The 25,979-nt window shown below is 42.7% G+C and carries 25 protein-coding genes; all 25 read left to right on the top strand.

The annotated features are described in order from the left end of the window. The 25 genes from DW183_RS02645 (at window position 1) to DW183_RS02535 (ending at window position 25,817) form a co-directional block, all read left to right on the top strand. Complete coding sequence (locus DW183_RS02645; protein WP_118280507.1) at window positions 1–1,293, top strand: hypothetical protein; 1,293 nt, start codon at window positions 1–3, stop codon at window positions 1,291–1,293. Further along, window positions 1,274–1,690 carry a MaoC family dehydratase gene (locus DW183_RS02640; RefSeq protein ID WP_118280506.1) on the top strand — a complete coding sequence of 139 codons (417 nt, stop codon included), beginning with the start codon at window positions 1,274–1,276 and terminating at the stop codon, window positions 1,688–1,690. Before DW183_RS02645 ends, DW183_RS02640 begins: the two co-directional genes overlap by 20 nt. Beyond that, complete coding sequence (locus tag DW183_RS02635; RefSeq protein WP_118280505.1) at window positions 1,690–2,427, top strand: SDR family NAD(P)-dependent oxidoreductase; 738 nt, start codon at window positions 1,690–1,692, stop codon at window positions 2,425–2,427. Before DW183_RS02640 ends, DW183_RS02635 begins: the two co-directional genes overlap by 1 nt. A 19-nt stretch (window positions 2,428–2,446) precedes the next feature. Further along, complete coding sequence (locus DW183_RS02630; protein WP_118280504.1) at window positions 2,447–2,692, top strand: acyl carrier protein; 246 nt, start codon at window positions 2,447–2,449, stop codon at window positions 2,690–2,692. A gap of 12 nt (window positions 2,693–2,704) precedes the next feature. Beyond that, window positions 2,705–4,225: an MBOAT family O-acyltransferase gene (locus tag DW183_RS02625; RefSeq protein WP_118280503.1), complete on the top strand. Its 1,521-nt coding sequence runs from the start codon at window positions 2,705–2,707 to the stop codon at window positions 4,223–4,225. Window positions 4,226–4,234: 9 nt separating this feature from the next. Then, window positions 4,235–5,293 (top strand): hypothetical protein, encoded by a 1,059-nt coding sequence (locus DW183_RS02620; RefSeq protein WP_118280502.1) that lies wholly within the window; start codon window positions 4,235–4,237, stop codon window positions 5,291–5,293. After that, window positions 5,286–6,362 carry an acyltransferase family protein gene (locus DW183_RS02615; RefSeq protein ID WP_158573002.1) on the top strand — a complete coding sequence of 359 codons (1,077 nt, stop codon included), beginning with the start codon at window positions 5,286–5,288 and terminating at the stop codon, window positions 6,360–6,362. Before DW183_RS02620 ends, DW183_RS02615 begins: the two co-directional genes overlap by 8 nt. Beyond that, the gene (locus DW183_RS02610) at window positions 6,359–7,414 is read left to right on the top strand and encodes an acyltransferase family protein (protein WP_118280500.1); all 1,056 of its coding nucleotides are present in this window, start codon (window positions 6,359–6,361) and stop codon (window positions 7,412–7,414) included. The genes DW183_RS02615 and DW183_RS02610 overlap by 4 nt, the downstream gene beginning before the upstream one ends. 2 nt (window positions 7,415–7,416) lie before the next feature. Continuing rightward, window positions 7,417–9,204 (top strand): HAD-IIIC family phosphatase, encoded by a 1,788-nt coding sequence (locus DW183_RS02605; RefSeq protein ID WP_118280499.1) that lies wholly within the window; start codon window positions 7,417–7,419, stop codon window positions 9,202–9,204. 7 nt (window positions 9,205–9,211) lie between these two features. Then, window positions 9,212–10,255, top strand: coding sequence for an acyltransferase (locus DW183_RS02600; protein WP_186854184.1), 1,044 nt, complete (start codon window positions 9,212–9,214; stop codon window positions 10,253–10,255). A 15-nt stretch (window positions 10,256–10,270) separates the two neighbouring features. Continuing rightward, window positions 10,271–10,468: a hypothetical protein gene (locus DW183_RS02595; RefSeq protein WP_118280497.1), complete on the top strand. Its 198-nt coding sequence runs from the start codon at window positions 10,271–10,273 to the stop codon at window positions 10,466–10,468. A 74-nt stretch (window positions 10,469–10,542) separates the two neighbouring features. After that, window positions 10,543–10,773: a hypothetical protein gene (locus DW183_RS02590; protein ID WP_186854183.1), complete on the top strand. Its 231-nt coding sequence runs from the start codon at window positions 10,543–10,545 to the stop codon at window positions 10,771–10,773. Window positions 10,774–10,826: 53 nt separating this feature from the next. Further along, entirely contained in the window at window positions 10,827–12,464 is a 1,638-nt protein-coding gene (locus DW183_RS02585) for a DUF6020 family protein (protein ID WP_118280495.1), read from the top strand. Between the two features lie 816 nt (window positions 12,465–13,280). After that, window positions 13,281–14,270, top strand: a complete 990-nt coding sequence (locus tag DW183_RS02580; RefSeq protein WP_118280494.1) for an acyltransferase family protein — start codon at window positions 13,281–13,283, stop codon at window positions 14,268–14,270. 12 nt (window positions 14,271–14,282) lie between these two features. Then, window positions 14,283–15,269 (top strand): acyltransferase, encoded by a 987-nt coding sequence (locus DW183_RS02575; protein WP_158573001.1) that lies wholly within the window; start codon window positions 14,283–14,285, stop codon window positions 15,267–15,269. Window positions 15,270–15,371: 102 nt separating this feature from the next. Next, on the top strand, window positions 15,372–15,677 hold the full coding sequence (locus DW183_RS02570) for a helix-turn-helix domain-containing protein (protein ID WP_118280492.1): 306 nt from the start codon (window positions 15,372–15,374) through the stop codon (window positions 15,675–15,677). Further along, window positions 15,637–15,879: a HipA N-terminal domain-containing protein gene (locus DW183_RS12780; protein ID WP_330416263.1), complete on the top strand. Its 243-nt coding sequence runs from the start codon at window positions 15,637–15,639 to the stop codon at window positions 15,877–15,879. Before DW183_RS02570 ends, DW183_RS12780 begins: the two co-directional genes overlap by 41 nt. Next, a complete protein-coding gene (locus tag DW183_RS12775; RefSeq protein WP_330416262.1) occupies window positions 15,861–16,439 on the top strand; it encodes a HipA domain-containing protein in 579 nt (192 codons plus the stop codon). Before DW183_RS12780 ends, DW183_RS12775 begins: the two co-directional genes overlap by 19 nt. Beyond that, window positions 16,343–16,621 (top strand): HipA domain-containing protein, encoded by a 279-nt coding sequence (locus DW183_RS12840; protein WP_334294450.1) that lies wholly within the window; start codon window positions 16,343–16,345, stop codon window positions 16,619–16,621. The genes DW183_RS12775 and DW183_RS12840 overlap by 97 nt, the downstream gene beginning before the upstream one ends. 23 nt (window positions 16,622–16,644) lie before the next feature. Then, entirely contained in the window at window positions 16,645–18,942 is a 2,298-nt protein-coding gene (locus tag DW183_RS02560; RefSeq protein ID WP_118280491.1) for a type I phosphomannose isomerase catalytic subunit, read from the top strand. A gap of 35 nt (window positions 18,943–18,977) precedes the next feature. Then, window positions 18,978–20,045, top strand: a complete 1,068-nt coding sequence (locus DW183_RS02555; RefSeq protein ID WP_118280490.1) for a mannose-1-phosphate guanylyltransferase — start codon at window positions 18,978–18,980, stop codon at window positions 20,043–20,045. A gap of 12 nt (window positions 20,046–20,057) precedes the next feature. After that, entirely contained in the window at window positions 20,058–21,788 is a 1,731-nt protein-coding gene (locus tag DW183_RS02550) for a phospho-sugar mutase (protein WP_118280489.1), read from the top strand. Between the two features lie 35 nt (window positions 21,789–21,823). Then, window positions 21,824–22,771 (top strand): glycosyltransferase family 2 protein, encoded by a 948-nt coding sequence (locus DW183_RS02545; protein WP_118280488.1) that lies wholly within the window; start codon window positions 21,824–21,826, stop codon window positions 22,769–22,771. Next, on the top strand, window positions 22,765–24,372 hold the full coding sequence (locus tag DW183_RS02540; protein ID WP_118280487.1) for a response regulator: 1,608 nt from the start codon (window positions 22,765–22,767) through the stop codon (window positions 24,370–24,372). Before DW183_RS02545 ends, DW183_RS02540 begins: the two co-directional genes overlap by 7 nt. Continuing rightward, window positions 24,369–25,817 (top strand): sensor histidine kinase, encoded by a 1,449-nt coding sequence (locus DW183_RS02535; RefSeq protein ID WP_118280486.1) that lies wholly within the window; start codon window positions 24,369–24,371, stop codon window positions 25,815–25,817. Before DW183_RS02540 ends, DW183_RS02535 begins: the two co-directional genes overlap by 4 nt. Window positions 25,818–25,979 lie beyond the last annotated feature (162 nt).

Raw genomic sequence — 25,979 nt, 5'->3', positions numbered from 1 at the left:
ATGAAAGTGAAGCAAAACATCCAAGTATTGATTAAAATGATAGGGATTGTAGTCATTAGCAGTATAGTATTGGTGGGGCTTTTATGCCTTGTCTATAAATTGCCAAGAAATCGCATGGTAGAGCATGTTATCGAATCAGACAATACGATCCGTTTGCAAAATGATGATTACAATATGAGTATTTCCAATTTTTATGATACCTACGATACAGACACCAACATTATCATGTTATTAGAAGCCATCGCACCGGATTTCAACGGTTCATTGCAGGATGCCCTGCTGTGTCCGTCCGGGGCATATCTGGAAAATCAGTGGGGAGATTGGGCAGATACCTTGATGAACTATGCAAATGATGCGCAAGGCGATCTGTCTTATGTCAACTATGCCAGATATTGGCATGGCTATCTGGTATTTTTGAAACCGCTTCTGATGTTTATGAATGTGCAGGACATCTATTATCTGCATGCTATGCTTATGGTCTTTTTGACAGGATGGATCTTCTGCCTGCTCTATAAGAGATTGGGAAAATATTGTATTGCGTATGCGGTAACTATCATTGCCATGAATCCGGTTGCGATTGCGCAGTCCTTTCAGTTGTCTACCATCTATTATGCCATGCAGTTGACCCTGCTCTTACTTTTGTATTGCAAAAAGGAAAAACAGATCCCTTACATATTCCTGATCGATGGTATGCTGGTGGCATTCTTTGACTTTTTGACCTATCCGCTGGTTGCCTTTGCCATTCCGGTTCTGACTTACTATCTATTATATCGTGAGGACGGATTTTTACAGAATGTAAAGAAGATCGTGGGCAAGGGAGTTTCCTTTTTGATCGGCTATGCCGGATTGTGGTTTATGAAGTGGATCTGGGCAACTGCCTTTACCCATGAAGATATTTTAAGAGACGGCTGGATCAATGTACTGCGAAGAACAGGAACCGGTGACAACTTTGGAGACAATCAGTATGGGATGGCGATTGGCCCTATGGCGGCACTCCGCATTAATCTTCATGCTTTTGTCGGATGGACGACAGTCCTGCTTGGAGTGATCTTCCTGGTCGGTGTGATCGCCTATATGTTGTATAAAAAGCAAAAACCGATCTTTCAAAAGATAACAGTCCTTATTTCATTTCTCGTAGCATGTTCGCCGATCCTCTGGTATGTGGTTGTCAATAATCATGCATCTTTGCATCCACATCTGGAGTGGAGAGAATGGGTAGTCAGTGTGTTTGCCGCATGTGTTTTGGTCTTGAGTTTACTAAGGGAGAAAACAGATGAAAGAATATCGGTTTGAAGAAATAAGTCTGGGTCTGAGTGAATCTTTTCAAGTTGAGATCACCCGGGAAATGATGGATAAGTTCCGGGATATATCCGGTGATGTCAATCCTTTACATAACGATACAGAATTTGCCAAAGCCAGAGGATATGAAGATCGTGTGGTTTATGGCATGTTGATCGCATCGCAGATATCTACGCTGGGAGGTGTCTACCTGCCGGGGAAATACTGCCTGATCCATGGCGTGGAGATTGATTTTGCACGTCCGGTCTACATAGGAGATAAGCTGACTATTAGTGGCACAGTGAAGGAAATACATGAATCTGTCAGACGTCTGACAATCAAGTTTGTGATCAGGAACCAGACAGGTAAGACAGTTTCGAAAGGTATTTTGAAAGCGGGGTGCATGCTATAATGAGCAGAGAGAAAAAAGTCTTATTTGTCACGGGGGCATCATCAGATGTCGGGCAGGCATTGATCCTGCAAATAGCAGATCAGTATGACACGATCGTAGCACATTATTGTCATAGTCATGAGAGTATCGACGCTCTTGCGCAAAAGTTCCCGGGCAAGATCCAAAAGGTCAAAGCAGATCTGGCAGATCCCAAAGAAGTACGGGCGATGATCGATGGGATGATAAAAGAACAGTGGCTGCCGGACCATATCGTGCATCTGGCAGCGCCAAAGACTACGAATGAGCGGTTTCACAAGATGGATTCGGTCAGATTAGATCAGGCATTTGAAGTTTCGGTCAGATCTATTTTTCATATACTACAGAGTTTTGTGCCACATATGAGTAAACAAAAGTATGGCAGGGTTGTATTCATGCTGACATCCTATTGTCTGGGACTGCCACCTAAGTATCAGAGTGCTTATGTGACATCCAAGTATGCCCTGTTGGGTCTGATGAAAGCTCTGGCAACAGAATATGATAGCAAGGGGATCACAGTCAATGGCATTTCCCCGGAGATGATCGACACCAAATTCCTCAGTGATCTGCCGGATTTGATCGTGGAAGAAAATGCAGCCAAAAGTCCCTTGAAACGCAATCTGCAAGTGGATGATGTGGTGCCGATGCTGGCATATCTCTTGTCTGATGCAGCAGAGGCGATTACCGGACAAAATATTGCCATTACCGGTGGCATGAGATAAAGAAAAGGAGAACAAACAGATGAGTAGAGAAGAAGTGTTTGAAAGATTACATGAGATTTTTTGGGATGTTTTTGATGATGAAGATATTCGATTGACCGATGCGACCACATCGGATGATATTGAAGATTGGGATTCCCTGGAGCATATCAATCTGGTAGTTGAGATTGAAAATCAGTTTGGCATGAAGTTTACCATGGGTGAAGTACATGAAATGAAAAATGTAGGTGAGATGGTAGATATTATCATCGAGAGAGCGACTAAGTAGGCGGGGAAGGACATGGCAATCACGTCACTTAAATTTTTTGCCTTTTTGGCAGTCATATATTTGCTGTATTGTCTGGTGCCGCGGCAAAAACGCTGGTTTGTCTTGCTTGGGGCGAGTCTGTTCTTTTATGTGGTCTGTGGATCACTCCGTTTGTTTGTCGTCACACTCTTACAGATCCTCGTGGCATATGGCGCGGCAATCCGGACGGACAAGCAGCAGAGGGAGGGTGTTTCTACAAAGATAAATACCGCAGGGATCCTTACCTGTCTGGCAGTGCTTTTTCAGATAGGCGCTTTGCTTTATTACAAAGAGATGAACTTCTTTGTGACCAATGGCAATATCCTGCTTCATCTGCTGGGAAAGGAAAGTACCTTGTTCCTTTGGCAGATAGTAGCACCGCTGGGGATTTCTTATTATACATTAAGTTATATCGCATACATTTTGGATGTCTATTGGGGCGTTGTCAGCCCGCAGAGGAATTTTTTGAAGTTTTGCCTTTTTGGCATTTACTTTCCGATCATGATCTCTGGTCCGATCACACGGTATCAGGAGATCGAACAGGATTTGTATGCGGGAAACAGAGCTGACTATCAGGGCTTTTGTTTTGGATTGCAGCGCATTCTGTGGGGACTTTTCAAGAAACTGGTGATCGCGGATCATATGGCGCCGATCGTACAGGAGATCTGGTCGGGAGACTTTTATGGATGGTGTGTGTTGATCGGGGTACTCGGTTACGCATGGCAGTTATACATGGATTTCTCCGGATGTATGGATGTTGTGTTAGGGGCATCGGAATTGTTTGGCATACGACTTCCGGAGAACTTTAATACACCATTATATGCGACTTCACTATCCGAATATTGGAGAAGATGGCATATTACCTTGGGAGCCTGGGTAAAAGATTATGTCATGTATCCAATCCTGAAAACAAAAGGCTTGCAGACGCGGGCTAAAAAATGGAAAAAGAAATACGGCAAGAAAATGGGAAAGAAGATGACGACATGGATCGGTCTGTTTTTTACTTGGCTGGTTGTAGGTCTGTGGCACGGCGGAGCATGGACCTTTGTTTTCGGATCCGGTCTGTTTTTCTTTCTTATGATCGTTGGTGGGCAGATTTTAGAGCCGATTGGTAAATGGTGTATAGAGAAGATGCATATCCCGACGCAGAGTTTTGGATGGAAACTCTGGCAGCGGATCCGTACCTTTGTATTATTTTCTGCCAGCATATCGTTTAGTTGGTCTGCCAGCATGAAAGATGGTTTTCGTATGTGGGCAAGATGTTTTAAACCGACAAATCTTTCATCCCTTTTGCCACTGGCATCGCGTGCAGACTGGTTCCTTCTTGTTATCGGAGCTGTCATTGTATGGCTGATCTCCTATGGTAAGCAAAAAGAGGATGTGCGGATGTATGTGGCAAAGAAGGCATTGCCGGTCCGCTGGATCCTTTATCTTGTATTGTTATTTGCAGTCTTGATCTGCGGTGTTTACGGTCCGGGTTACGATGCATCATCCTTTATATATGGACAGTTCTAGGAGTACATATTGAAAACGAAACAAAGACACATAACAAAAATCATTGCATTTCTTCTGGTGGTGGCGCTTCTCTTTGGGGGAGCGGCGCAGGTGCTTAGGATATCTGACGATACACATTCCAGAGCAGAATTTGATACCTTTTACAGGCTGGATAAAAATAGTCTGGATGCCGTATGGATTGGTGCCAGTGCGGTACAGTCGTCCTTTATACCGTCAGAAGCCTACGCGCATAATGGCGTGCAGATGTATGGGCTTGGAACGGCAAGCCAACCGGTTGCACTGACGAAATATCTCTTGCAGGAGGTGCAAAAGACACAGGATTCCAAGGTCTATCTGATCGATATTCGGATGTTGGCATATGATTATGATGTGATGGGAAATGAGATCTTCTGTGATAACTATATTCGGCGTGTAACGGATTCTATGCGGTTTTCGCATAATCGGACACAAGCCATAAAGGATATGGTGGAGCGTTTGGAGAAAAAAACGGGCAGCCGTGTCAATGCGTTTGATTACTACTTTAGTTTCACGCTCTATCATAATCGCTGGAGTCAGTTGACGGCGGCAGATTTTGGACAGGATGCGGATAGTTTTATGGGCTACTATATCTATGATGATACAGAAAGTTTTGATAAACAGGAAACACTGGCAAGAAGAAGCGCAAAGCCACTGGAAGTTTCAAGTGACAACCAGCAGTATTTAGAGGAACTGCTGGATTATCTGGATACTTTCGATGGAAACATTCTCTTTACAAATACCCCGAATAATCTGGAAGAGGACAAATTTGCCAACTACAATTATATCAAGAAGAAGATTGAGGACCGAGGCTATGAAGTGTTGGATCTGAACGATCGTGTAGATGAGATCGGCTTGGACTATGAAACGGATTTCAACGAGAATATGCATGTGAATTATCGTGGTGCATTTAAGATCACAGACTATATGGCAGACTATCTGAAAGAAAAGTACGAACTGCCGGAACATGAAAAAGAAACAGACAGCATTTATGAAAAAACGCAGGAAAGATTATTGTCTCGTACCGAAGAAATGGAAAAACGCAATGAATAATGTAATGACGGATGAAAATGGAAAATTGCAAAGGGATTACTGGAATATTTTAAAGGGAATCGGCGCTTTTTGCGTTGTGCTCGGACATTGTGCTATGCCGGTGCAGAACTTTGTCTATCTGTTTCATGTGCCCCTTTTCTTTTTTATCTCAGGCTATATGTATAATGAGCAAAAATACGGGGATGCCCCATATGATAATCTCAAAGGGCGTATGAAGTCCTGGGTAAAATATGTTGCTTTATATATCGTTTATATTTTACTTCATAATGTCTTGGGGTATTATGATATGCTGCGCATAGATGAGCCGCTTTATACAAAAGCACAGATGGTGGAACAAATGGCGTACGCTGTCATCGGAGACGGAAATGAACTTCTGGCAGGTCCGCTGTGGTTTGTTCCGGTGCTTGTGATCGGCTCTGCCTTCATGGGCTTTGTTATCTATTACAGCCGTATGCTGGAAGATCGGTTTAAAAGTAAAAAGATCAAATTCCTCTTTCAGGGAATTGTCATAGGATGCAGCAGTATCGTGGGCTATCTTATGATCGCCTATGGCTGGGATCTGCCTGCACATATGCAGATCGCCTTTGCGGTACAACCATATTTCTGGGCTGGCTATCTTTTACGCAATTATATGTCCGATCTGGAAAAGTACATAAAATACTGGGTGGGTATCATCCTGTTTCTGCTTCTTGCAATCTATAGTAGAGATCATTTGTATAGCCTGGTGGATGGATACGTCAGTCCGATCATGTATCTGACTGCATTTATGGGATTTTATGTCTGTATGTGTCTGGCAAAGGGAATCTGTGTTTTGCAAAAAAGCAATTATCTGCGCAGTTTATTCGTCAAAATGGGACAGGCATCCTTCCTTTTGATGGGAACACATTTTATGATTATCCGCGGCATTGATCGTATCTATGCAGGATATCATCAGGATATCTCTATGATGTATGAACATTATTTAGGAAATCACAATATGCTGATCCCTTTGTATTTAGTATTGGGTATTGGCTTGCCATTACTGTTACAGGCATTTTGGAATAGACTGTCGAAAGGAGTTGCCAAATGATAGAACAGAATCCGATCATGCCGGATCGACGATATTGGAATGTGTTAAAAGGGATAGGAATCCTTTGTGTTGTTTTGGGACATGCATGTAGTTGGGCACATGATTTTGTCTATGAATTTCATATTCCCTTATTCTTTTTTATCTCCGGGTTTATGTATAGCGAAAAAAAATATGGGGATGATCCGTACTTAAATGTGATCAACCGCTTCAAGTCTTCCTGGATCAAATACGTTATTGTTTATTGGATCATTATGTTATTACATAATTCCCTGATCCGCTGGGGCTTTATGCCGATCGGAACAGAATATTTTAGTTTGCGGAACTTAGCGGAAGCCTGTGCTTTTGTGCTTTTGGGTACAGCCAATGAATTGATGGGAGGAACCTTGTGGTTTGTTCCGGCACTTTGTATGGCATCTGTATTCCTGAGCTTTCTGGTTACGATCAGCAGAAAAATAGAAAAGAAAACAGGAAATTCCTATCTGAAATTTGCATTTCAGTTTGTAGTCATCCTGGTATGTTCCATCGTCGGCTGTATCGTTATATCTATTTTAATGCCTGCCAATATCCAGGTATCGCTTACGGTCATGCCATTTTTGTGGATAGGATACCTGCTCAGAAATTACGGAAAAGGACTGGAGCAATATCTGTCTGTATGTGCAGCAGCCATCCTGGCACTAGCCGTTTATTTTATCAGTTTTCATCATAGTCTGGATCTGATCATCGGTATTTTATATCCGGGAATGTATCTGGTGGCATTTTCCGGCATTTATGTATGTATGGTTCTGGCAAAATATATCAGCCGGTTGAACAGGCTCGGTTCTTTGATAGCATCCTGCGGAAAGGCTTCTTTCTGGATTATGGCGGTGCATTTTCCGCTCATAAAGATCATTGATCGTATCTGGGCGGCGCACATAGGAGATCCGGACCGGGTATTGTATCTGACGCTGCCACATTCTTTCGACTATATGTGGCCGGTCTATTTACTGCTGGGCATTGGCGTGCCGTTATTGGGATATCAGTTGGTGCAAAAGATAAAAAATAGAGGGAAATGATCATGAAAAAAGAATTACTGTATCCGTTTGATGCAAACTATATTTTAGCAAAAAAGAAAAGGATCAAAAGAGAACTGTTGGCAGAGGGCGAACGTTTTGTCGATAAAAAGATTGCTATTTTAGGAGGATCTACGACAAATGATATTAAACTGATTCTGGAATTATTTTTATTAAATCAAGGAATCCGTCCAAGTTTTTATGAGTCCGAATATAACAAGTATTATGAGGATGCAGTATTTGATAATGCAGAGTTAGAGGCATTTGCACCGGATCTGATCTATATCCACACCAGTAATCGCAATATCACGCGTTATCCACAAATGAGCGATTCCAAAAGCCGGATTACAGACTTATTGGAGGCGGAATATCAGAAATATTGCACGATCTGGGAAAGTATTGCTGACCGATATCATTGCCCGATCATACAGAATAATTTTGAAATGCCTATGTATCGGCTTATGGGCAATCGGGATGCCAGTGATAGACATGGAAAGGTCAATTTTTTGACCAGACTCAATATGATGTTCTACGATTATGCGGACAACCATGAGGATTTTTATATCTGTGATATCAATTATATTTCCGCTGATTATGGGCTGGCAGAATGGTCTGATCCATTTTTCTACCATATGTATAAATATGCCTTAAATGTCAATGCCATTCCGTATCTGGCATTTAACGTGGCAAATATCATTAAATCCGTATTTGGCAAAAACAAGAAGGGTCTTGTGCTTGATCTGGATAATACCTTATGGGGCGGTGTTATCGGTGATGATGGTGTGGAAAACATTGCACTGGGGCAGGAAGTCGCAGAGGGACAGATCTATTCCGAATTTCAAAATTATGTGAAAGAGCAGACGCAATTGGGTGTAATTTTAAATATTGATTCTAAGAATGATTTTGAAAATGCCAAGGCGGGTATAGAACACCCGGATAGTGCCTTTTGTATGCAGGACTTCATTGAGATACAAGCGAATTGGGATCCTAAAGATCAGAATTTCAGGGAAATTGCAGAAGATCTAAATTTGTTACCAGAAAGCCTGGTATTTGTAGATGACAATCCGGCAGAGCGCAGCATTGTGGCGCAAAATTTAGATGGGGTATGCGCGCCGGAGATCGGGGATGCAAGAGATTATATCCGTATTTTAGACCGCAATGGATTTTTTGAGACAACGATTTTGTCCGAAGATGATCAGAAACGTAATGACATGTACCGTGCTAATGCGAATCGAAAGAAAAGCCTGCATGCCTTTACAGACTACCATGCATATCTGGAATCTTTGCAGATGAAAGGGACGATTCTGCCATTTGATGAGATGTCTTTGAATCGTGTGGCGCAGTTGTCGAACAAGAGCAACCAGTTTAATCTGACGACGAAGCGCTATACGCGTGATGAGATGGAAATGCGGGCGAAAGATGAGAACTATATTACCTTATACGGGAAATTAGAGGACAAATTTGGCGATAACGGCATCGTATCTGTAGTCATAGGCAAGAGGGTTAAAGAAGAATGTCACATTGAATTGTGGATCATGAGTTGCCGTGTTTTAAAAAGGGATATGGAATACGCTATGCTGGATACCCTGATAGAGACCTGTCAAAATAAGGGAATCAAAAAGATCCGCGGCTTCTATTATCCGACTGCAAAAAATGCGATGGTAAAGGATTTCTACGGCAAGATGGGATTTTCACAGGTGGCATGTGATGCAGCCGGAAACAGCGAATGGGAATTAGAGATCACATTGGTCTGGGAAAAGAAAAACAATGTGATCTGTGTCAATGGGGAGTAGAAAATCAATGAAGAGACTAGAGTATATAGATATATTAAGGGGTATATCCATTATTGGTGTTGTATTGATACACGTTATCAGCATTTTGGGAGGTGTTGAAGCGGGAGTATGGCATATTGTTTATCTTGGACTAACTCGTTATTGTGTCCCTATGTTCTTCGTTTGTATGGGAGCAATTCTGTTGCAGAAAGACAGAGAACTGAATATCCATAAATTATATACGAAAAACATTCCAAGATTTTTAATTGCTATTTTTCTTTATGGGCTCTTACATAAGATCACACGCTTTTTCTTGGGACAGTATGGGCAACTCAGTTTTGGAGAACTGTTGTTCGCATATCCTAAAAAATTTATCACGGGAGAGTTGGAATTTTCCTTTTGGTTTATGTATGCGCTGATCCCTATTTATTTCATGCTACCTATTTTAAAAGCGATTGTGGTGCAGGATCATTCCCTAAAAGTTGTAAAAATATTTTTGGGACTATGGATGATGGCGAGTCTGATCAATGGACTTTCTTATTTAGAACCGTTTTCCTTTTTAAACACATGGACAAATGGAAATCAAAATCTTTGCACAGTATATGGATATCCTGGGTATGTGGTGCTGGGAGCCTATTTGGGAGAAAAGAAATTTACCAAAGGCCAGAGATATGTGCTATATAGCATAGGGGGATTCGCATGTATTGTATCTATTGTCGAGCAGACGATACGAGTGGATAGAGGCTACGGACTGGAATATACATTGTTTGATTATTACTCTCCGACAACTATATGGCTGACTATTGCAGTATTCGTTTTTATAAAATATATATGGAGAGAACGTCAAATCAGAAAATGGTATAGCAGAGTTCTACTCTTTGCAGGATGCTATTCTATGGGAATCTACTTTCTACATACGATTGCGCTTCTGTTATTGCAGCATTGGTTGACAATCCGGTATGTTAGTTGGAGACCGATTAGGAGTTTGGTGGATGTGATCTTAGTTTTTGCTGTTACTCTTTTGGTCGTGTGGAGCATGTCGAAAAATAAATACAGCAGAAAGTGGATATAGTTAGGAAATGGTATTGTGGCGCAAAATTTAGATGGGGTATGCGCGCCGGAGATCGGGGATGCAAGAGATTATATCCGTATTTTAGACCGCAATGGATTTTTTGAGACAACGATTTTGTCCGAAGATGATCAGAAACGTAATGACATGTACCGTGCTAATGCGAATCGAAAGAAAAGTCAGCATGCTTTTACAGATTATCATGCATATCTGTAGTCATCGGCAAGAGGGTTAAAGAAGAATGTCACATTGAATTGTGGATCATGAGTTGCCGTGTTTTAAAAAGGGATATGGAATACGCTATGCTGGATACCCTGATAGAGACCTGTCAAAATAAGGGAATCAAAAAGATCCGCGGCTTCTATTATCCAACTGCGAAAAATGCGATGGTAAAGGATTTTTACGGTAAGATGGGATTTTCACAGGTGGCATGTGATGCATCAGAAAACAGCGAATGGGAATTAGAGATTTCATCATCCTGGAAAAGAATGAACGATGTAATTAGTATAAATAGAAAGTAGAAATAAGGTAGAGAGGAGAACATATAGATGTTAGTGAAGGAGAGAAAAGAATAATGTTAAGAAATATAAAAAACATAGGGCGACGAAATATCGAATGTCAACTAATATACCTATTATTCTCTTTTTCAGTAGGTATTGCAGGTATGTGTACTTATCAATTGAATCCGGTAGCAGTAGATAAAGGAGGATTTTTGAGGTATGACATTGACTTAGTTAATGAAAGAGGACTTTTAGTGTGTGCCATACTTTCCATTATGGCGTATCTGTTGATTACCGTTGTTGATAAAGGAGCGCATCAAACTAATGTCGCCACAATGAAACCATATAATGAAAACAGAGTATTTTGGAGTACATTTATTATATACTCGTTTTTATTAGGAATATTGTTGGCATTATATTTTCCTGGAACAGGGATGAACGATACAATCAACTGTTTGATGGGATTTTGGCAGAATACGCTTCAACCAGCGATGTTTCAGATGATTATATATGGTTTTTTTCGGGGCATCTTTTTTATGTGTAAAAATGCAACCATAGCATATGCTATCATTGTCATTTTGCAAATTTTTGCAGCATCCTATATTGTTGCCAACTATTTGCGGTGGATTGCGAGGAAAGGCATAGCCAAGTGGTTGCTTATCTTGAATATGATATATATTATGGCTATGCCATTGATAGGGAATTATACGATTGCTTTATTGAAGGATACATGGTTTACATATGCGTTTTTTCTGTTGTTACCGAACATTTACGATTTGATACACGGAGAAAAAGCATGCTGGTGGCAGATTGTTGTGGCAGTTTTCGTTGTTTGGTTTTCTCGTTCTAATGGTAAATTGGTATTAGTGCCGATTATGATATTGTTGTTTATTTTTTGTAAAAGCCAAAGAAAACATTTGGCGATACTTCTAATCACATTAGTAGTATTGAATAGTGGCTTGGATTATGCAAAGAATGTTCGATTTGGAGGATATGATGAGTCGTTTAGAGAATCTATGAGCGTACCATTAGTCCAAATGGCTGCAACTGTTGTGTGGAATGGAAACATGTCAGAAGATGAGGAAGAAGTGCTGTATGCGGTATTGCCAGAAGAAAAATGGAGACAAAATTATGCTTTTGCGTTTGTGGATCCAATAAAGTTTGACGAGCATTTTGATAACCTTTATCTAGCCGCGCACAAAAAAGAATTTTTGCAAACATGGGCAAGTATGTTAAAAAAGAATCTTACAATCTATGTGAAGGCATATCTGTATCACACGTATGGAAATTGGAGTTTGGCTGCATACAATACGAACGCGGTTGATAAGACGCAATCAATTTTTCTAAAACTTAATAATAATACAGGGGATACTAGTATATGGGGCGAATACTTAGCAAGCATATCCTTGAAAAATGATTCTTTATTGCCGAATGGTTTGACTAAATTGCTTCAAGGATTTCATGAAGATGCCTGCGAATGGAACCTGTGGCTTACGCCAGGAATTATGTTTTTACTTTTAAATTTGTGTACATGTATTGCCTGGAAAAATAAACGATATAAATTAATGTTAACGTTTCTGCCACTGTATTTATGTTGGGGATGTATGATGGTTGCAAGTCCTGCGTCTATGATCTACCGCTATAGTTTTTACATATTACTTTCGTTGCCATTTGTTTTAACTATGACATGGAGAGATATAGGATACAAATAGAAGAGTTCATAAGAGAGAATTTGCTCCCCTAAATTAGTTTTTAGAGCTAGAAGGAAAAGCTAGCATTTATGCGAATCACTATGCTGATGAGAAAGGGGCTCTTGATAAAGTTGCAGGTGATTTGGGTTACACAGGAGAGGAATATGTTGCGGGAGTTTCGATTGTCGATTGGAAAGCATATAAACTAATAAAATAAGAAAGATGCAATTGAGAAAACTTATAGCAAAATCAATTGTGTAAATTTACATATGATAACGTAGAGGCACTGATGCGGGTGCGATTAAATGGCATATTAGAACCATGAGGTGATGGTAATAAGAAGAATAAACTTATAAATCCGTATAGACCGGGAGCGGGAACGAAGCCTCTGGTTCTCGCTGGACGTGATCAGGATCTGGAAGAAGTAGCACAGATATTTGAAACTTTGCGGCTTAACATACCGACACAATCTATTATTTATAGTGGGCTTCGGGGGGGGGGAGACGGTCTTGTTAAATGCGCTGGAGGAAATTGCAGAGGACAAGGAGATTTTCAGCAGACACATAGAGGTGGAGACAAGAAATGATTTTATCTCTCAAATATCTGCATGTGCACAAGCATACATTCGTAAGTACAGTGCCAAAGACAAGTTGTAGCATCTGGTAGAGGCTGCACTTGATGCAGTCAAATCCTTGAATGTTTCTTTTGATCCTTCAAATAGCACGTTTTCCTTGTCTGTAAAAGAAAGGGAATTATATATCCGGTTCGATACCGAGAATTGGACTTTACGGTTCCTGAATTTGATGGTTTTATCAAGAGATTGGAAGAGTACCAGACATGGGACGAAAAGAAGAAAAAAAACGCAACTTAACACTGGATTTTGCCAGAGGATTTGCCATTCTTCTAATGATTTATGATCATATTATAGGGCATGGAAAGGTCATTACCTCTTTTCACATGCCCTTGTTTTTTATCATTAGCGGATATCTTCTGAAAGATCAACCATTTAGACAGACTTTGAAAAAGAAAGCGAAAGGACTGCTTTTGCCATATCTGGAGTTTGCCGGACTGGCAATACTTGTAGGTTTTTTCAAGGCCATATTTATTCTGCACGCTAACTGGCAGGCAACAGGCAAATATCTGTTTCATAAGATGGTTGATACACTTTGTGCAAGGGATATCTGGCTTTTGTGGTTTTTGCTGGCATTGTTTGAGGCTCTTATGATTTATGTTGGCATCAAATGCCTGACGAAAAATCGGTATATGCAGATCATACTGGTTTTGCTTGTTTTTGTACTGGGCTACTGTTTATCACAAAAGTATGGAAGTGCTAATTTTTATTATTTGGATCAGGGGATGATGGCGGTGCTTTTTGTGGCGGTTGGCGACGCAGCGAAAAAACTATCCCGGGAGAAATTATATAGATTCTCATGGATGCGTATGGGAATTCTAGCAATGATGCTTGTCATATGGATGTTGGGGATCTGTTTCGGCCTGCTTGTCATGGCAAATCGTGTTTACGAAGGTTTCCCTCTATGTATTTTTTCTGCTATCGCAGGAACCTATCTCGTTGTATTCTGCAGTCATTTTATGAAAAGAATACCTTTGCTGGGATCAATGATTGTCTGGTGTGGGCAAAATACCTTAGAAATACTGTGTCTAGCCAATATCTTTCGGCAGTTTAGCGATTGGAAGGCTTTGTGTCAGGGCTTGGGAATACATAGTATATTCGTTATGTCCCTACTTCAGACCGGACTGATTGTAGGGATAGTTCTGGTCTGGAAAATTATAATAAAACACACAAGAAAACTTGACGAACGTCAATAAATGGAAGCCGAAATGATACAACTAAATGAAAAATCTAAAAATAGAATACAGATTATTCGGGCGATAGCCATTATATCTGTGCTAGTGATTCATACCGTAGGGCAGAGTCCATATGAACTATACATCCGTCCGTTAGTGAATTTTGGTGTTGGAGTATTTCTTTTTTTATCAGGTTTTCTGACACCCCGTATAGAGGATGTGAAGGTATTTTACACAAAAAGAATACTTAGGGTATTCATACCCTACCTAGTCTGGTCACTTTTGCTTTGCGTGGTTTATGGAGATTATCAGGATCTGGCATGGAACCTGCTGACATTTCAGGAGAGTAGCATTTACTACTATATTTTTGTTTATCTGCAGATCACATTGCTTGTGCCAATTTTATGGAAACTATTAGATGCAAGATATTATTGGCTGGGACTTGCTATTACGCCGGTGGCAATTCTGGTCGAGGTAATCTGGGCATTGACGGGACACTATCTGATTTATCCATGGAATATCAATAACTGCCTGGTTTGGATATCTTTTGTTTATCTGGGAATGCTTTTTAGAAGAGGAATAATTCGGATACACGGCAGATATCAACAGTGGAGTATAGTTATGGGGCTGGCAATGTTTTTAGAAGTGTTGGAAGGAAAATTCTGGCTATCTTTTGGCAGAGAAGATTTTGCTACAACACAGGTCAAACTTTCGTCTATGTTTGTGACAGGATGTGTGTGTGTGCTGGTGTTTTTTTATATTACAGGTCTTCATAAAGATGAAATATATACGGAGAAAGGTAGTAAAAAAGAAATTTTTAGGCGAATCGTGATTTCTATTGGTGATGCTTCCTTTGGTATTTATCTGGTGCATCCCCTAGTGATATATTTTTTGAGGCATAATACAGGATTTTTATTTCCTCTTAACACGATACTGACCTTGATACTCACTTATCTGTGTGTATGGATTGGGCAGCGTATATGTGGAAAAAAACTTGGGAGATATCTGGGATTTTATTAGGTTGAATCATCGATAAAACCATGCTATTATAGATAATATATTATACAAAAATAAGCAAAAATGCATAAATTGAACAATATATTATCCAAAAGGAGCACTGAAATGGAAGCCTTGGTTTGGGAAACGGCAGAAGAATTAGATAAGAAAGTAGCAGAGCATTTGCGAAATATCCGCAAACGACGTCAGATATCTCAACGGAGTTTAGCAGATCTTAGCGGTGTTAGTTATGGCTCTGTCAAACGATTTGAAACAACAGGACAGATTTCCTTATTATCGTTGACTAAGTTGGCTATGGCATTGGGACTGGCGGACGAACTGAGAGATTTGTTTTCACAAGTGCCATATCAGGATATTCAGGAGGTAATCAATGAAAACAGAGAAAGGACTGGAGGTTTATCTCGGCAGTGACAAGGTAGGAATACTTGCGGAAACATCCAATCATAAGGTGGCATTTTCGTACAGTGACGTGTGGCTGGAAAAGGGTTTTTCCATCAGTCCCTTTTCATTACCCTTGAAAAGAGGTGTCTTTGTTCCTTCAAAGTTATATTTTAATGGATTATTTGGTGTATTTGCCGATAGTCTTCCAGATGCATGGGGCAGTTACTTTTAGAGCGGATTATAAAAGAGCATGGCGAGAATATTAGTTCTTACAATGTCTTGGATCGCCTTGCGATTGTAGGAACCTCTGGCAAGGGAACGTTAACATATCAGCCAGCATATTCTATCAGATTGGCAGAAAGTCAGGCTGATTTAGATGAATTGGCTAGACAATGCCAAAAAATTCTTTTAACAGAATATTCGGACAAATTAGATGAACTGTACCAACTGGGAGGAACCAGTGGTGGAGCAAGACCAAAGATTATGACGCAGATCAATGATAAATATTGGATTATAAAGTTTCCGGCACATGTTGATAAGCAGAATAGTGGAAAGATGGAGTATGATTATTCCCTTTGTGCTAGAAAATGTGGGATTGAGATGACAGAGACAAGACTTTTTCCGTCACAGACCAGTTCTGGTTATTTTGGAACAAAGCGTTTTGATAGAGTTGTAGAAGAAGGAAGTGTTTTAATGTGTATGCGCATAACCGTGACGATCACGCCAAAAATTTTTCATTTATCTATGATGAAGAAAGAAAAAAATGGCATACGAGTCCTGCTTATGATTTGACTTACAGTAACACGTACTATGGTGAACACACAACAACAGTAGACGGCAACGGCAGGAATCCGGGCATGAAAGATCTTGTTGCAGTGGGGAAAAAAGTCGGAATGTATAAGACTCGCTGTGAGAGAATAGCGAGGGAGATTGAGGAATGCGTGTGGTACGATTTGAAGGAGTATCTTAGATAGATTTTAATGATAGGAGTAGATCAGTGAAAGCAATCATATTAGCGGGGGGCGCAGGTGACCGGTTGTGGCCGCTTTCCAGAAAAAATGCACCCAAACAATTCTTGAATCTGAACCAGGATAATTCTTTGTTCCAGGAGACCATTATCCGTAATATTCCTTTTTGTGATGAGTTTGTCATCGTTACCAATCAGGAATACCAGGAGATTGTTGAAGGGCAGATGAACCAGTTCCAGGGGATCTCCTACCAGATCATTGTGGAGACGGAGGCACTTGGTACGGCACCGGCGGTACTCAAGGCGAGTTCTGTTCTTTCCAAAGAAGAAATGGTACTGATCATGCCGGCAGATCTGGTTTTGATCGGTGAGGGATATTCGGATGCCCTTTATCAGGCAAAGGTGCTTGCAGAGCAGGGACAGTATGTTCTGTTTGGTGTTCGGGCGGATGCACCGAAAACAGGTTATGGCTATATCCGGCATCAGGGAAATCATGTCAGCCGTTTTATTGAAAAGCCATCCAAGGCGCTTGCCCAACAATTATTCTATCAGGATGATATTTTGTGGAATAGTGGCATGATCCTTTGTAATAATGGCATGTTGCAGGAAGAACTGGAAGATACTTTGCGGATCCGGCAGGAAAAGTATGAAAAAGAGCATGAAAGTCCATCCGGCGTACATAAGACCGGACGTATTCACATAGAGAAAGCACTTCTTGAGACATCAGATCATCTATCTGTGATACCGCTTTTTATGCAGTGGCAGGATGTCAGTAATTTCCACTCTTATGAGAGTGTGTCCGTCGGAACAGAACATAAAAATACCATCCTGCGTGATTGCAAGAACACGACGGTCATCAATCGGACCGATCGGCAGTTGATCGTGGGCAATGATCTGGATGATCTGTTTGTGGTCAATACAGAGGATGCCATTTATATTACCAGAAAGGAATCTGAGCAGGATATCAAGAGCATTATCGCAGAGGCGCCGGATACTTATGAGGCATATTTTAACTATAGTCCCATGGTATATCGTAACTGGGGCATGCGGGAGATCATCGCACAGGCACCGGGCTATCGTGTGCGGCGTATTCTGATGTATCCGGGAGCGACCTTATCGGCACATTCTCACGAGAAAAGAAATGAGAACTATGCTGTGATACAAGGTCGGCTTTCGATTGAATTAGATGGCAGGTTATTACATATCCGGGAGCATGAAAGTATCAATATTCTGCCCAATCAGATGCATCGACTGTTTAATGATGGAGACCAGAATGTAGTCGTGATCGAGGTCGACACAGGGCAGGAGATTGATGAACGAGACATGATCCATCTGGACGAGGTGCCGATGGCAGGACAGAAATTACCGGAACTGTATCTCTTATCTCCGGCATACAAGGACTATCTGTGGGGAGGGGATCGTCTGGTAAGACAGTTCGGCAAACAGAGCCCCTATGATATCACTGCGGAATCATGGGAATTATCGGCGCATAAAGATGGACAGAGCCATATTGTCGGGGGGACTTTTGATGATCAGCCGTTTGGCGATTTTATCCGCCAATATGGATCGAAAGTCTGCGGCTGGAAAAGCCGTACCTTTGACCGTTTCCCGATCCTGATCAAGTTTATCGATGCGGCAAAACCGCTTTCCGTGCAGATCCATCCCGGGGATGACTATGCTTTTGTTCATGAAAAAGAGTTTGGCAAAAATGAAATGTGGTATGTGATGGATGCCGTAGAAGGCGCTTATCTGTATTGCGGCTTTTCGCGCAGGGTATCTGAGGAGGAAGTGCGAAAACGTCTGGCGGACAATTCCATCACGGAAGTGTTGAATAAGGTTTATGTCAAAAAGGGGGACGTGATCTTTATCCCGGCGGGGACGATCCATGCCATTGGTGCAGGTATCCTGATCTGTGAGATCCAGCAGAATTCCAATTCCACCTATCGTGTATATGACTACGATCGTGTGGATAAGGAGGGGAAGAAGCGTCCGCTCCATGTGGATAAGGCACTGGATGTCATGAAATTTGAACCTTATGAGCAGGGAGCATTTGGTTTGCTGGAGCCACAGGAAAAAGATGGGAATGTGGTGCAGCAGTTGAGCCTTTGCAAGTATTTTCAGTGTGAAAAGTACCGGATCCGGGAAAAACAGACACTTTATGTGGATGAAGCATCTTTTGTTTCTCTTGTGATTTTGGCTGGAAATGGCATAATATCATGTGGAGAGGAAAGCATTTCTTTTGGAGCAGGAGACAGTATTTTTGTTTCCGCAGGGCGCAAGGTTCTTCATATCGAGGGGACTTGCGAACTGATCACAACGAGAATTTAGGACATATTGCAGAATAAAAAGAGAGGTAGAGTAGAATGAAGACATATGGCGTGATCATGGCTGGTGGCGGCGGTACGAGATTTTGGCCGCTCTCCAGAGCAGAGGAACCAAAGCAGTTATTGAATTTGAGTGGAAAAGACCTGATGGTCAATGAAACGATCGACCGGATCGCTACTTTTACAGACAATCAGGATATTTTCATTGTGACAAATGAGACCCAGGTGCCGAAAATGCGTACGGCAACAGAAAGCCGTATCGTGGCAGACCATATCTTAGCGGAGCCGGCAGCAAGAAATACTTCCGCCTGCATTGGATATGCAGCATTAGAGATCGTAAAAAAATATGGTGACGGCATCATGTGTATCTTTCCGTCGGATCATTTCATCAAGAACCAGCCGGAATTTACGCGCGTTTTAAAAGAAGCCATTCAGATCGCCGAGCAGGAGGATAAGTTGATCACGCTGGGGATCACACCGACTTTCCCATCGACCGGCTACGGATATATCAAGTTTGATGCTACAGATGCTGCTTATGCAAAAAAAGTCGTAGAATTCAAGGAAAAACCGGATGAAGAGACAGCAAAAGCCTATGTCGCCAGTGGAGAGTACGCTTGGAACAGCGGCATGTTCATCTGGCGGGCATCTACCATCCTGCGTGCTTTTGACCAGTTACTCCCGGATGTGGCAGCCTGCCTGCATGAGATTGGTGACGCCATGGGAACGGATGTAGAAAAAGAGACGATCGCCCGTGTTTATCCAAACATTCCAAGCATTTCCATTGACTATGGTATCATGGAAAAGAGTTCTGATGTGCTTGTGATCTCTGCGGAATTTGGATGGAATGATGTGGGAAGTTGGGATAATCTGGGTGTTCTTTATGATGCGGATGCATCCGGCAATGTGATCGCAGCCAACCATATCGGCATTGATACGACAAATAGCATTGTCTATGGAAAGAAACGCCTGATCACCACGATCGGCATCGACAATCTTATCGTCGTCGAGACCGACGATGCGATCCTTGTGTGCGACAAGAACCGTGCCCAGGATGTTAAAAAGATTGTGGACGAGTTGAAGAAGCGTGGAGAAACAGATTTTTTGTAATAGGAGGCAAGCATGAACTACAAAGATACATACTGGGACTGGCTGCAAAACCCATACTTTGATGCAGCAACAAAGGAAGAACTGCGCGCCATCGCAGATGATGAAAAGGAGATCGAGGACCGCTTCTATCGCCAACTGGAATTTGGTACCGGTGGTCTGCGCGGCGTGATCGGTGCAGGAACCAACCGCATGAACATCTACACCGTCCGTCAGGCAACCCAGGGATTGGCAAACTACATTCTGGCACAAAAAGGACAGGATAAGGGCGTGGCGATTGCTTATGATTCCCGTATCATGTCACCGGAATTTGCCAAGGAGGCAGCCCTTTGCCTCAATGCCAACGGCATCAAGACCTATCGCTTTACCAGCCTGCGTCCGACACCGGAACTTTCTTTTGCGGTTAGAAATTTGGGTTGTATTGCAGGTATTGTCATTACCGCTAGCCACAATCCGAGAGAATACAACGGTTATAAGGTTTACTGGGAAGATGGCGCCCAGATTACACCGCCGCATGATAAAAATATCTTAGCCGAGGTGGCAAAAGTGACTTCCTTTGATCTGGTCAAGACTATGGACGAGGTCAAGGCAAGAGAAGCCGGACTTTATCAGGAGATCGATCAGGAGATCGATGATGCTTACATGGCAGAACTGAAGAAGCAGTCCATCCACCCGGAGGTTATTTCTGAGATGGCGAAAGACTTTACCATCGTTTATACCCCTTTGCATGGAACCGGAAATATCCCGGTCCGCCGTGTATTAAAGGAACTGGGCTTTGAAAAGGTCTATGTTGTGCCGGAACAGGAAAAGCCGGACGGCAATTTCCCGACCGTTGCCTATCCAAACCCGGAATCGCCAAAGGCATTTGAACTTGCCCTTGCACTTGCAAAGAAAGTGGATGCGGATATCGTGCTTGCCACAGACCCGGATGCCGACCGTCTTGGCGTCTATTGTAAGGATACCAAAAGCGGTCAGTATGTTTCCTTTACCGGAAATATGTCAGGTATGCTGATTGCAGAGTATATCTTAAAGGAGCGGACAGCCACGGGAACCATGCCGCAAGACCCGGCTCTGGTCGAGACCATTGTTACTACGGATATGGCAAAAGTCATTGCCGAGGCTTACGGTGTGAAACTGATCGAGGTCCTGACCGGATTTAAATACATTGGTGAGCAGATCCGTCTGTTTGAGGAAAATCACACATATCATTATGTCTTTGGTCTGGAAGAAAGTTACGGCTGTCTTGCCGGGACCTATGCCAGAGATAAGGATGCCTGTGTTGCCGTTATGATGCTTTGCGAAGTTGCATCCTGGTATAAAAAGCAGGGCAAGACCCTGTGGGATGCCATGTTGGATATGTACGAAACATATGGCTATTTCAAAGAGGGATTAGAGACCATCACCTTAAAGGGCATGGATGGCGCAGAACAGATCCAGCAGATGATGGCAGATGCGAGAGAAAATCTGCCGCAGGCGATCGGTGATTATAAGGTGCTGGCAGTCCGTGATTATAAGACAGATCTGCGTATCGATATGGCAGACGGCAGCAAGAGTCCTACCGGACTTCCGACTTCCAATGTGCTTTACTATGAGTTGGAGGATCATGCATGGTGCTGTGTACGTCCTTCCGGTACAGAACCAAAGATCAAATTCTACTTTGGCGTAAAGGGGGCTTCCCTTGCAGATGCAGAGGATAAGTTGGAGGACCTTACCAAGGGCATGATGGCTCTGTTTGACCGTAAGTAGAGCAGATTATATTGATTTTGACAGAGAGAAAGAGTATGAGTGAAAAGAAGTTGACCATGGTGGTTCCGGCATACAATGAGGAGGAGGCACTGCCTATCTTTTATGCGGAGGCATTGCGGGTAGAAAAGAAATTACCTGGAGTGGAGATCGAGTATCTCTTTATTGATGACGGATCTTCGGATGGAACCCTTGAAGTTCTACGGGATTTACATAAAAAGGATGCGCGTGTGCGATATGTTTCCTTTTCCAGAAATTTTGGAAAGGAAGCAGCCATCTATGCAGGGTTGCAGAATGCGGCGGGTGACTATGTGGCAATTTTGGATGCAGATCTACAGGACCCGCCGGCATTGTTGCCGGAAATGCTGCAGGCGATCGAGGAGGAAGGCTATGATTGTGTAGGCTCGCGCCGTGTTACCCGAAAGGGAGAGCCGCCGATCCGGTCCTTTTTTGCCAGAATGTTCTACCATATTATGAAGAAGATTTCAAATGCAGATATTGTGGATGGAGCCAGAGACTTTCAGTTGATGAACCGCAAGGTCGTGAAGGCGATCTTAAGCATGGGGGAGTACAATCGCTTTTCCAAGGGTATCTTTGGCTGGGTCGGTTTCCGGAAGAAGTGGCTGGAATATGAAAATATTGAACGGTCTGCCGGAGAAACAAAATGGTCTTTCTGGAAGTTGTTCCTGTATGCTTTGGACGGCATCGTTGCCTTTTCAACGGCACCGCTTGTGATCGCATCGGTGATGGGGATGGTATTTTGCCTAGTGGCATTTGTTGCGATCATTTTTATCATAGTAAGAACGCTGATCTTTGGTGATCCGACTTCCGGCTGGCCTTCCATGGTCTGCATCATTATCTTTATTGCGGGCATACAACTTCTGTGTATGGGTATTTTGGGGCAATACATGGCAAAGACTTATCTGGAGACCAAGAAGCGTCCGCTTTATCTGGTGGAGGAAACAGAGGAAGATGAGATATGTTGAAGGTATTTTTAGTCGAAGATGAATTCGTTATGCGGGAAGGCATCAAGAATAATATTGACTGGGCTTCCCATGGTTATGAATTTTGCGGGGAAGCAGGCGATGGGGAAGTTGCCTATCCTATGATCCAAAAATGTAAACCGGATATCGTCATTACGGATATCCGTATGCCTTTTATGGATGGTCTGGAATTGAGCAAACTGATCAAGAAGGAGATGCCATGGATCGAGATCATCATCCTGACAGGATTTGAGGAGTTCGCCTACGCCAAAGAAGCCATCAAACTTGGTGTGGCACAGTATCTTTCCAAACCGATCAGTGGGGATGAACTCTTGCAGGAGTTGGATCAGTTAGCGGAAAAGATCCGGGAGAAAAAGAAAGAACAGGAAGTCCGCGAGCAGTATCAGCGGGAAATGGAAGAAAATGTCCAGAAGAACCGTAAAGATTTCTTTAAGTATCTGGTGACCGGAAGCAAGACGCCGGTCGAATTGCTGGAAATGGCAGACCATCTGGAACTGGATATTTCTGCCATTTGGTACAATATCGTCCTGGTACAGATTAAATCGACCAGACATGCCAGAGATGAGTTCTCCAGCAGTATTGTAGAGGCAGAAGAAACCTTAAAGGCCTATGAATCCGAGAGCGATGTACTGGCATTCGAGCGCAGTCTGGAAGGAAAGGCGCTTTTGTTTAAGGGAGACAGCAGGGAAGAGATCGAGGAAAAGGAAAAACTTTTCTTAGAGGTCTTGCAGAAAACGATCGGAACCTATCATCATCTGGTCTACTATGTTGGCATGGGAGAGCCGGTCAACCGTCTGCGGGAGTTGCCGGAGTCCTTTGAACAGGCGAGACGTGCTTTTGCACATCGTTATCTGCAAAAGGAGAATATGGTCATTCGCAGTCAGGACAGTGAAAAGGCGGAGGCTGAGGAGGCATTTTCTATCGAGAGTGTCAATACCAAGGAAGTCAACCGCGGTAAGATCACGGAATTCTTAAAGGTGGGCGGTTCGGATGAAGTGGTATATTTTGTGGAAGAATTTTTCCGCGGAGTCGGTACAAATGCCTTAAAATCCGGTATTTTCCGCCAGTATATCGTCATGGATGCCTACTTCTGCGTCAGTGATTTCCTGGAGAGTATTCATGTAGGAAAAGAGCAGGTGGCTGCACCGGACTTAAATTCCGGTATTGTGGGCGATGAAAAAGAAGCCATGGACTATGTGCAGGGCATTTTACAAAAGGCGGTCAACCTACGGGAACAGCGGGCAACTGACCGTTACCGTGATGTGGTAGAGCAGGTCATGCATTATATAGGCGAGAACTATGCAGAGGAAGATCTGTCTTTAAATACGGTTGCTTCCTATGTCAATTTCTCACCCAACCATCTGAGTACCATTTTCAGCCAGCAGACCGGTCAGACCTTTATCAAATACCTGACAGATTACCGCATGGGAAAAGCAAAGGAACTTTTGCGCTGCACCGGCGAAAAGAGCAGTGCCATCAGTCTTTTGGTGGGATATAAGGATGCACATTATTTTTCCTATCTCTTTAAAAAGACTCAGGGAATGACACCGACCCAGTATCGAAATGGAGCCAAGACGGTATGAGAAAACGATGGATAGAATTTTACAATCGATCCACATTAGCGACCAAGATCCGATTTTCGTATCTTGTCCTTTTGGTGCCAATTTTTTCCATCCTCTTTTTTAGTATTTACAATCTTTGGTCCAGCAATCAGCGTTATGAGGACATGATCAACTCGACGCTGGTGGCGAGTGAGTTCAGTCTGGATTTTAAGAAAGATTTTGACTATGAGATCTATCTGGTGATTGTTGGTAATAAGACGCTCAAGGAGTCGGATGTAGACACCATGCTGCGTCATGCCAAAAATGTTGTCAAGGGCTTGGAAAATATCACAGAATCGCAGGATAATCGGGATCGTTTGCAGGATATCCGTAAATACTTGGATAGTTTGCAGGTCTATGTGGCGCGTATTGATGAAAACATGGCAGAGGGCAACCTGTACGAGGAGAACATGGAAATCTGGGAAAATGATGTCCAGATCGTTACGACCCTGGTGCGGGACGAGATCTCGCAATACACCTACTATGAGATCCAGGGGATCCAGAAGTCAAAGGATGACTACCAGAAATTCTACACCTGGATGCTCCGTTTTTGCCTGATCGCTCTGGTGGGCGTTGTGGTCGCAGTCGGTATCATGTCTTATCTGATTCCGCTGAGCATCACGCGGCCTTTTAAGGAATTGAGCCAGGTGACGGATGAGATTGCCAAGGGAAATCTGTCTGTCCGTGCCAACGTCAATACTGGTGTGGAAGCGACGGCACTCAGCAATTCCATGAATACCATGATCGATAAGATCAACGAACTTTTGGAACAGGTCACGACAGAGCAGATCCGTCTGCGCAAGGCGGAATTTGAACTTTTGCAGGCACAGATCAATCCGCATTTCCTCTATAATACGCTGGATGCCATCATCTGGCTGGCAGAAGCAGGCGAACAGAAGCGGGTCGTCGGTATGGTGCGAAATCTTTCGGATTTCTTCCGTACTTCCTTAAATCAGGGGAAGGACATCAATTCCATTAAGGAAGAAATGCTCCATGTAAAGAGTTATCTGGAGATCCAGCATGTCCGGTATCAGGATATCTTAAGTTATGATATTGAGGTGCCGGAAGCCCTTTATATTTACAGTATCCCCAAGATCACGATCCAGCCGCTGGTAGAAAATGCCCTCTATCACGGCATCAAGAATAAACGCGGCATGGGGCATATCAGTATTCGTGGGGAGGCGGGGGAAAAGGATTTTACCATCACCGTGACAGACGACGGTATCGGTATTGACGAGACGCGCCTTAGGCAGGTGCAGTCCGGCATACAAAATAAGGTCCTGACCGGCAAGGACTTTTACGGGCTTTACAATGTCTGCGAAAGGATCCGTCTGAATTTCGGTGAAGAATATGGCATTTTTATTGAAAGTGTCTACGGAGAGGGCACAAGTGTACGTGTGATTCTCCCTTACGTTGAAGCAAAATAAAAAAATCAACTTCAAACATAAAAAAACCAAATAAAATATGGAAGGCAGAAGAATTTCAACTTTTCTGAGATTTTTCTGCATGGATAAATAAAGGATCATCTCATAGAATGTAATACATCAAGGGATGGTCCTTAAAATTTATAATTTGGGAGGTACAATTAT

This window comes from Roseburia sp. AM16-25, from assembly GCF_003473825.1.
GTDB lineage: Bacteria > Bacillota > Clostridia > Lachnospirales > Lachnospiraceae > Pararoseburia > Pararoseburia lenta.
The sequence above is the reverse complement of the archived record's forward strand: the minus strand, read 5'-3'. Positions and strand labels throughout refer to the sequence as shown.

What these genes read in the sequence shown, in the direction of transcription:
- DW183_RS02630 (WP_118280504.1), top strand. Translation starts at nt 2,447, where the DNA reads ATGAGTAGAGAAGAAGTGTTTGAAAGATTACATGAGATTTTTTGGGAT.
- DW183_RS02625 (WP_118280503.1), top strand. Translation starts at nt 2,705, where the DNA reads ATGGCAATCACGTCACTTAAATTTTTTGCCTTTTTGGCAGTCATATAT.
- DW183_RS02570 (WP_118280492.1), top strand. Translation starts at nt 15,372, where the DNA reads ATGGAAGCCTTGGTTTGGGAAACGGCAGAAGAATTAGATAAGAAAGTA.
- DW183_RS12775 (WP_330416262.1), top strand. Translation starts at nt 15,861, where the DNA reads ATGGGGCAGTTACTTTTAGAGCGGATTATAAAAGAGCATGGCGAGAAT.
- DW183_RS02550 (WP_118280489.1), top strand. Translation starts at nt 20,058, where the DNA reads ATGAACTACAAAGATACATACTGGGACTGGCTGCAAAACCCATACTTT.
- DW183_RS02585 (WP_118280495.1), top strand. Translation starts at nt 10,827, where the DNA reads ATGTTAAGAAATATAAAAAACATAGGGCGACGAAATATCGAATGTCAA.
- DW183_RS02580 (WP_118280494.1), top strand. Translation starts at nt 13,281, where the DNA reads ATGGGACGAAAAGAAGAAAAAAAACGCAACTTAACACTGGATTTTGCC.
- DW183_RS12780 (WP_330416263.1), top strand. Translation starts at nt 15,637, where the DNA reads ATGAAAACAGAGAAAGGACTGGAGGTTTATCTCGGCAGTGACAAGGTA.
- DW183_RS02645 (WP_118280507.1), top strand. Translation starts at nt 1, where the DNA reads ATGAAAGTGAAGCAAAACATCCAAGTATTGATTAAAATGATAGGGATT.
- DW183_RS02640 (WP_118280506.1), top strand. Translation starts at nt 1,274, where the DNA reads ATGAAAGAATATCGGTTTGAAGAAATAAGTCTGGGTCTGAGTGAATCT.
- DW183_RS02635 (WP_118280505.1), top strand. Translation starts at nt 1,690, where the DNA reads ATGAGCAGAGAGAAAAAAGTCTTATTTGTCACGGGGGCATCATCAGAT.
- DW183_RS02555 (WP_118280490.1), top strand. Translation starts at nt 18,978, where the DNA reads ATGAAGACATATGGCGTGATCATGGCTGGTGGCGGCGGTACGAGATTT.
- DW183_RS02610 (WP_118280500.1), top strand. Translation starts at nt 6,359, where the DNA reads ATGATAGAACAGAATCCGATCATGCCGGATCGACGATATTGGAATGTG.
- DW183_RS02535 (WP_118280486.1), top strand. Translation starts at nt 24,369, where the DNA reads ATGAGAAAACGATGGATAGAATTTTACAATCGATCCACATTAGCGACC.
- DW183_RS02615 (WP_158573002.1), top strand. Translation starts at nt 5,286, where the DNA reads ATGAATAATGTAATGACGGATGAAAATGGAAAATTGCAAAGGGATTAC.
- DW183_RS02590 (WP_186854183.1), top strand. Translation starts at nt 10,543, where the DNA reads ATGGAATACGCTATGCTGGATACCCTGATAGAGACCTGTCAAAATAAG.
- DW183_RS02545 (WP_118280488.1), top strand. Translation starts at nt 21,824, where the DNA reads ATGAGTGAAAAGAAGTTGACCATGGTGGTTCCGGCATACAATGAGGAG.
- DW183_RS02575 (WP_158573001.1), top strand. Translation starts at nt 14,283, where the DNA reads ATGATACAACTAAATGAAAAATCTAAAAATAGAATACAGATTATTCGG.
- DW183_RS02600 (WP_186854184.1), top strand. Translation starts at nt 9,212, where the DNA reads ATGAAGAGACTAGAGTATATAGATATATTAAGGGGTATATCCATTATT.
- DW183_RS02540 (WP_118280487.1), top strand. Translation starts at nt 22,765, where the DNA reads ATGTTGAAGGTATTTTTAGTCGAAGATGAATTCGTTATGCGGGAAGGC.
- DW183_RS02605 (WP_118280499.1), top strand. Translation starts at nt 7,417, where the DNA reads ATGAAAAAAGAATTACTGTATCCGTTTGATGCAAACTATATTTTAGCA.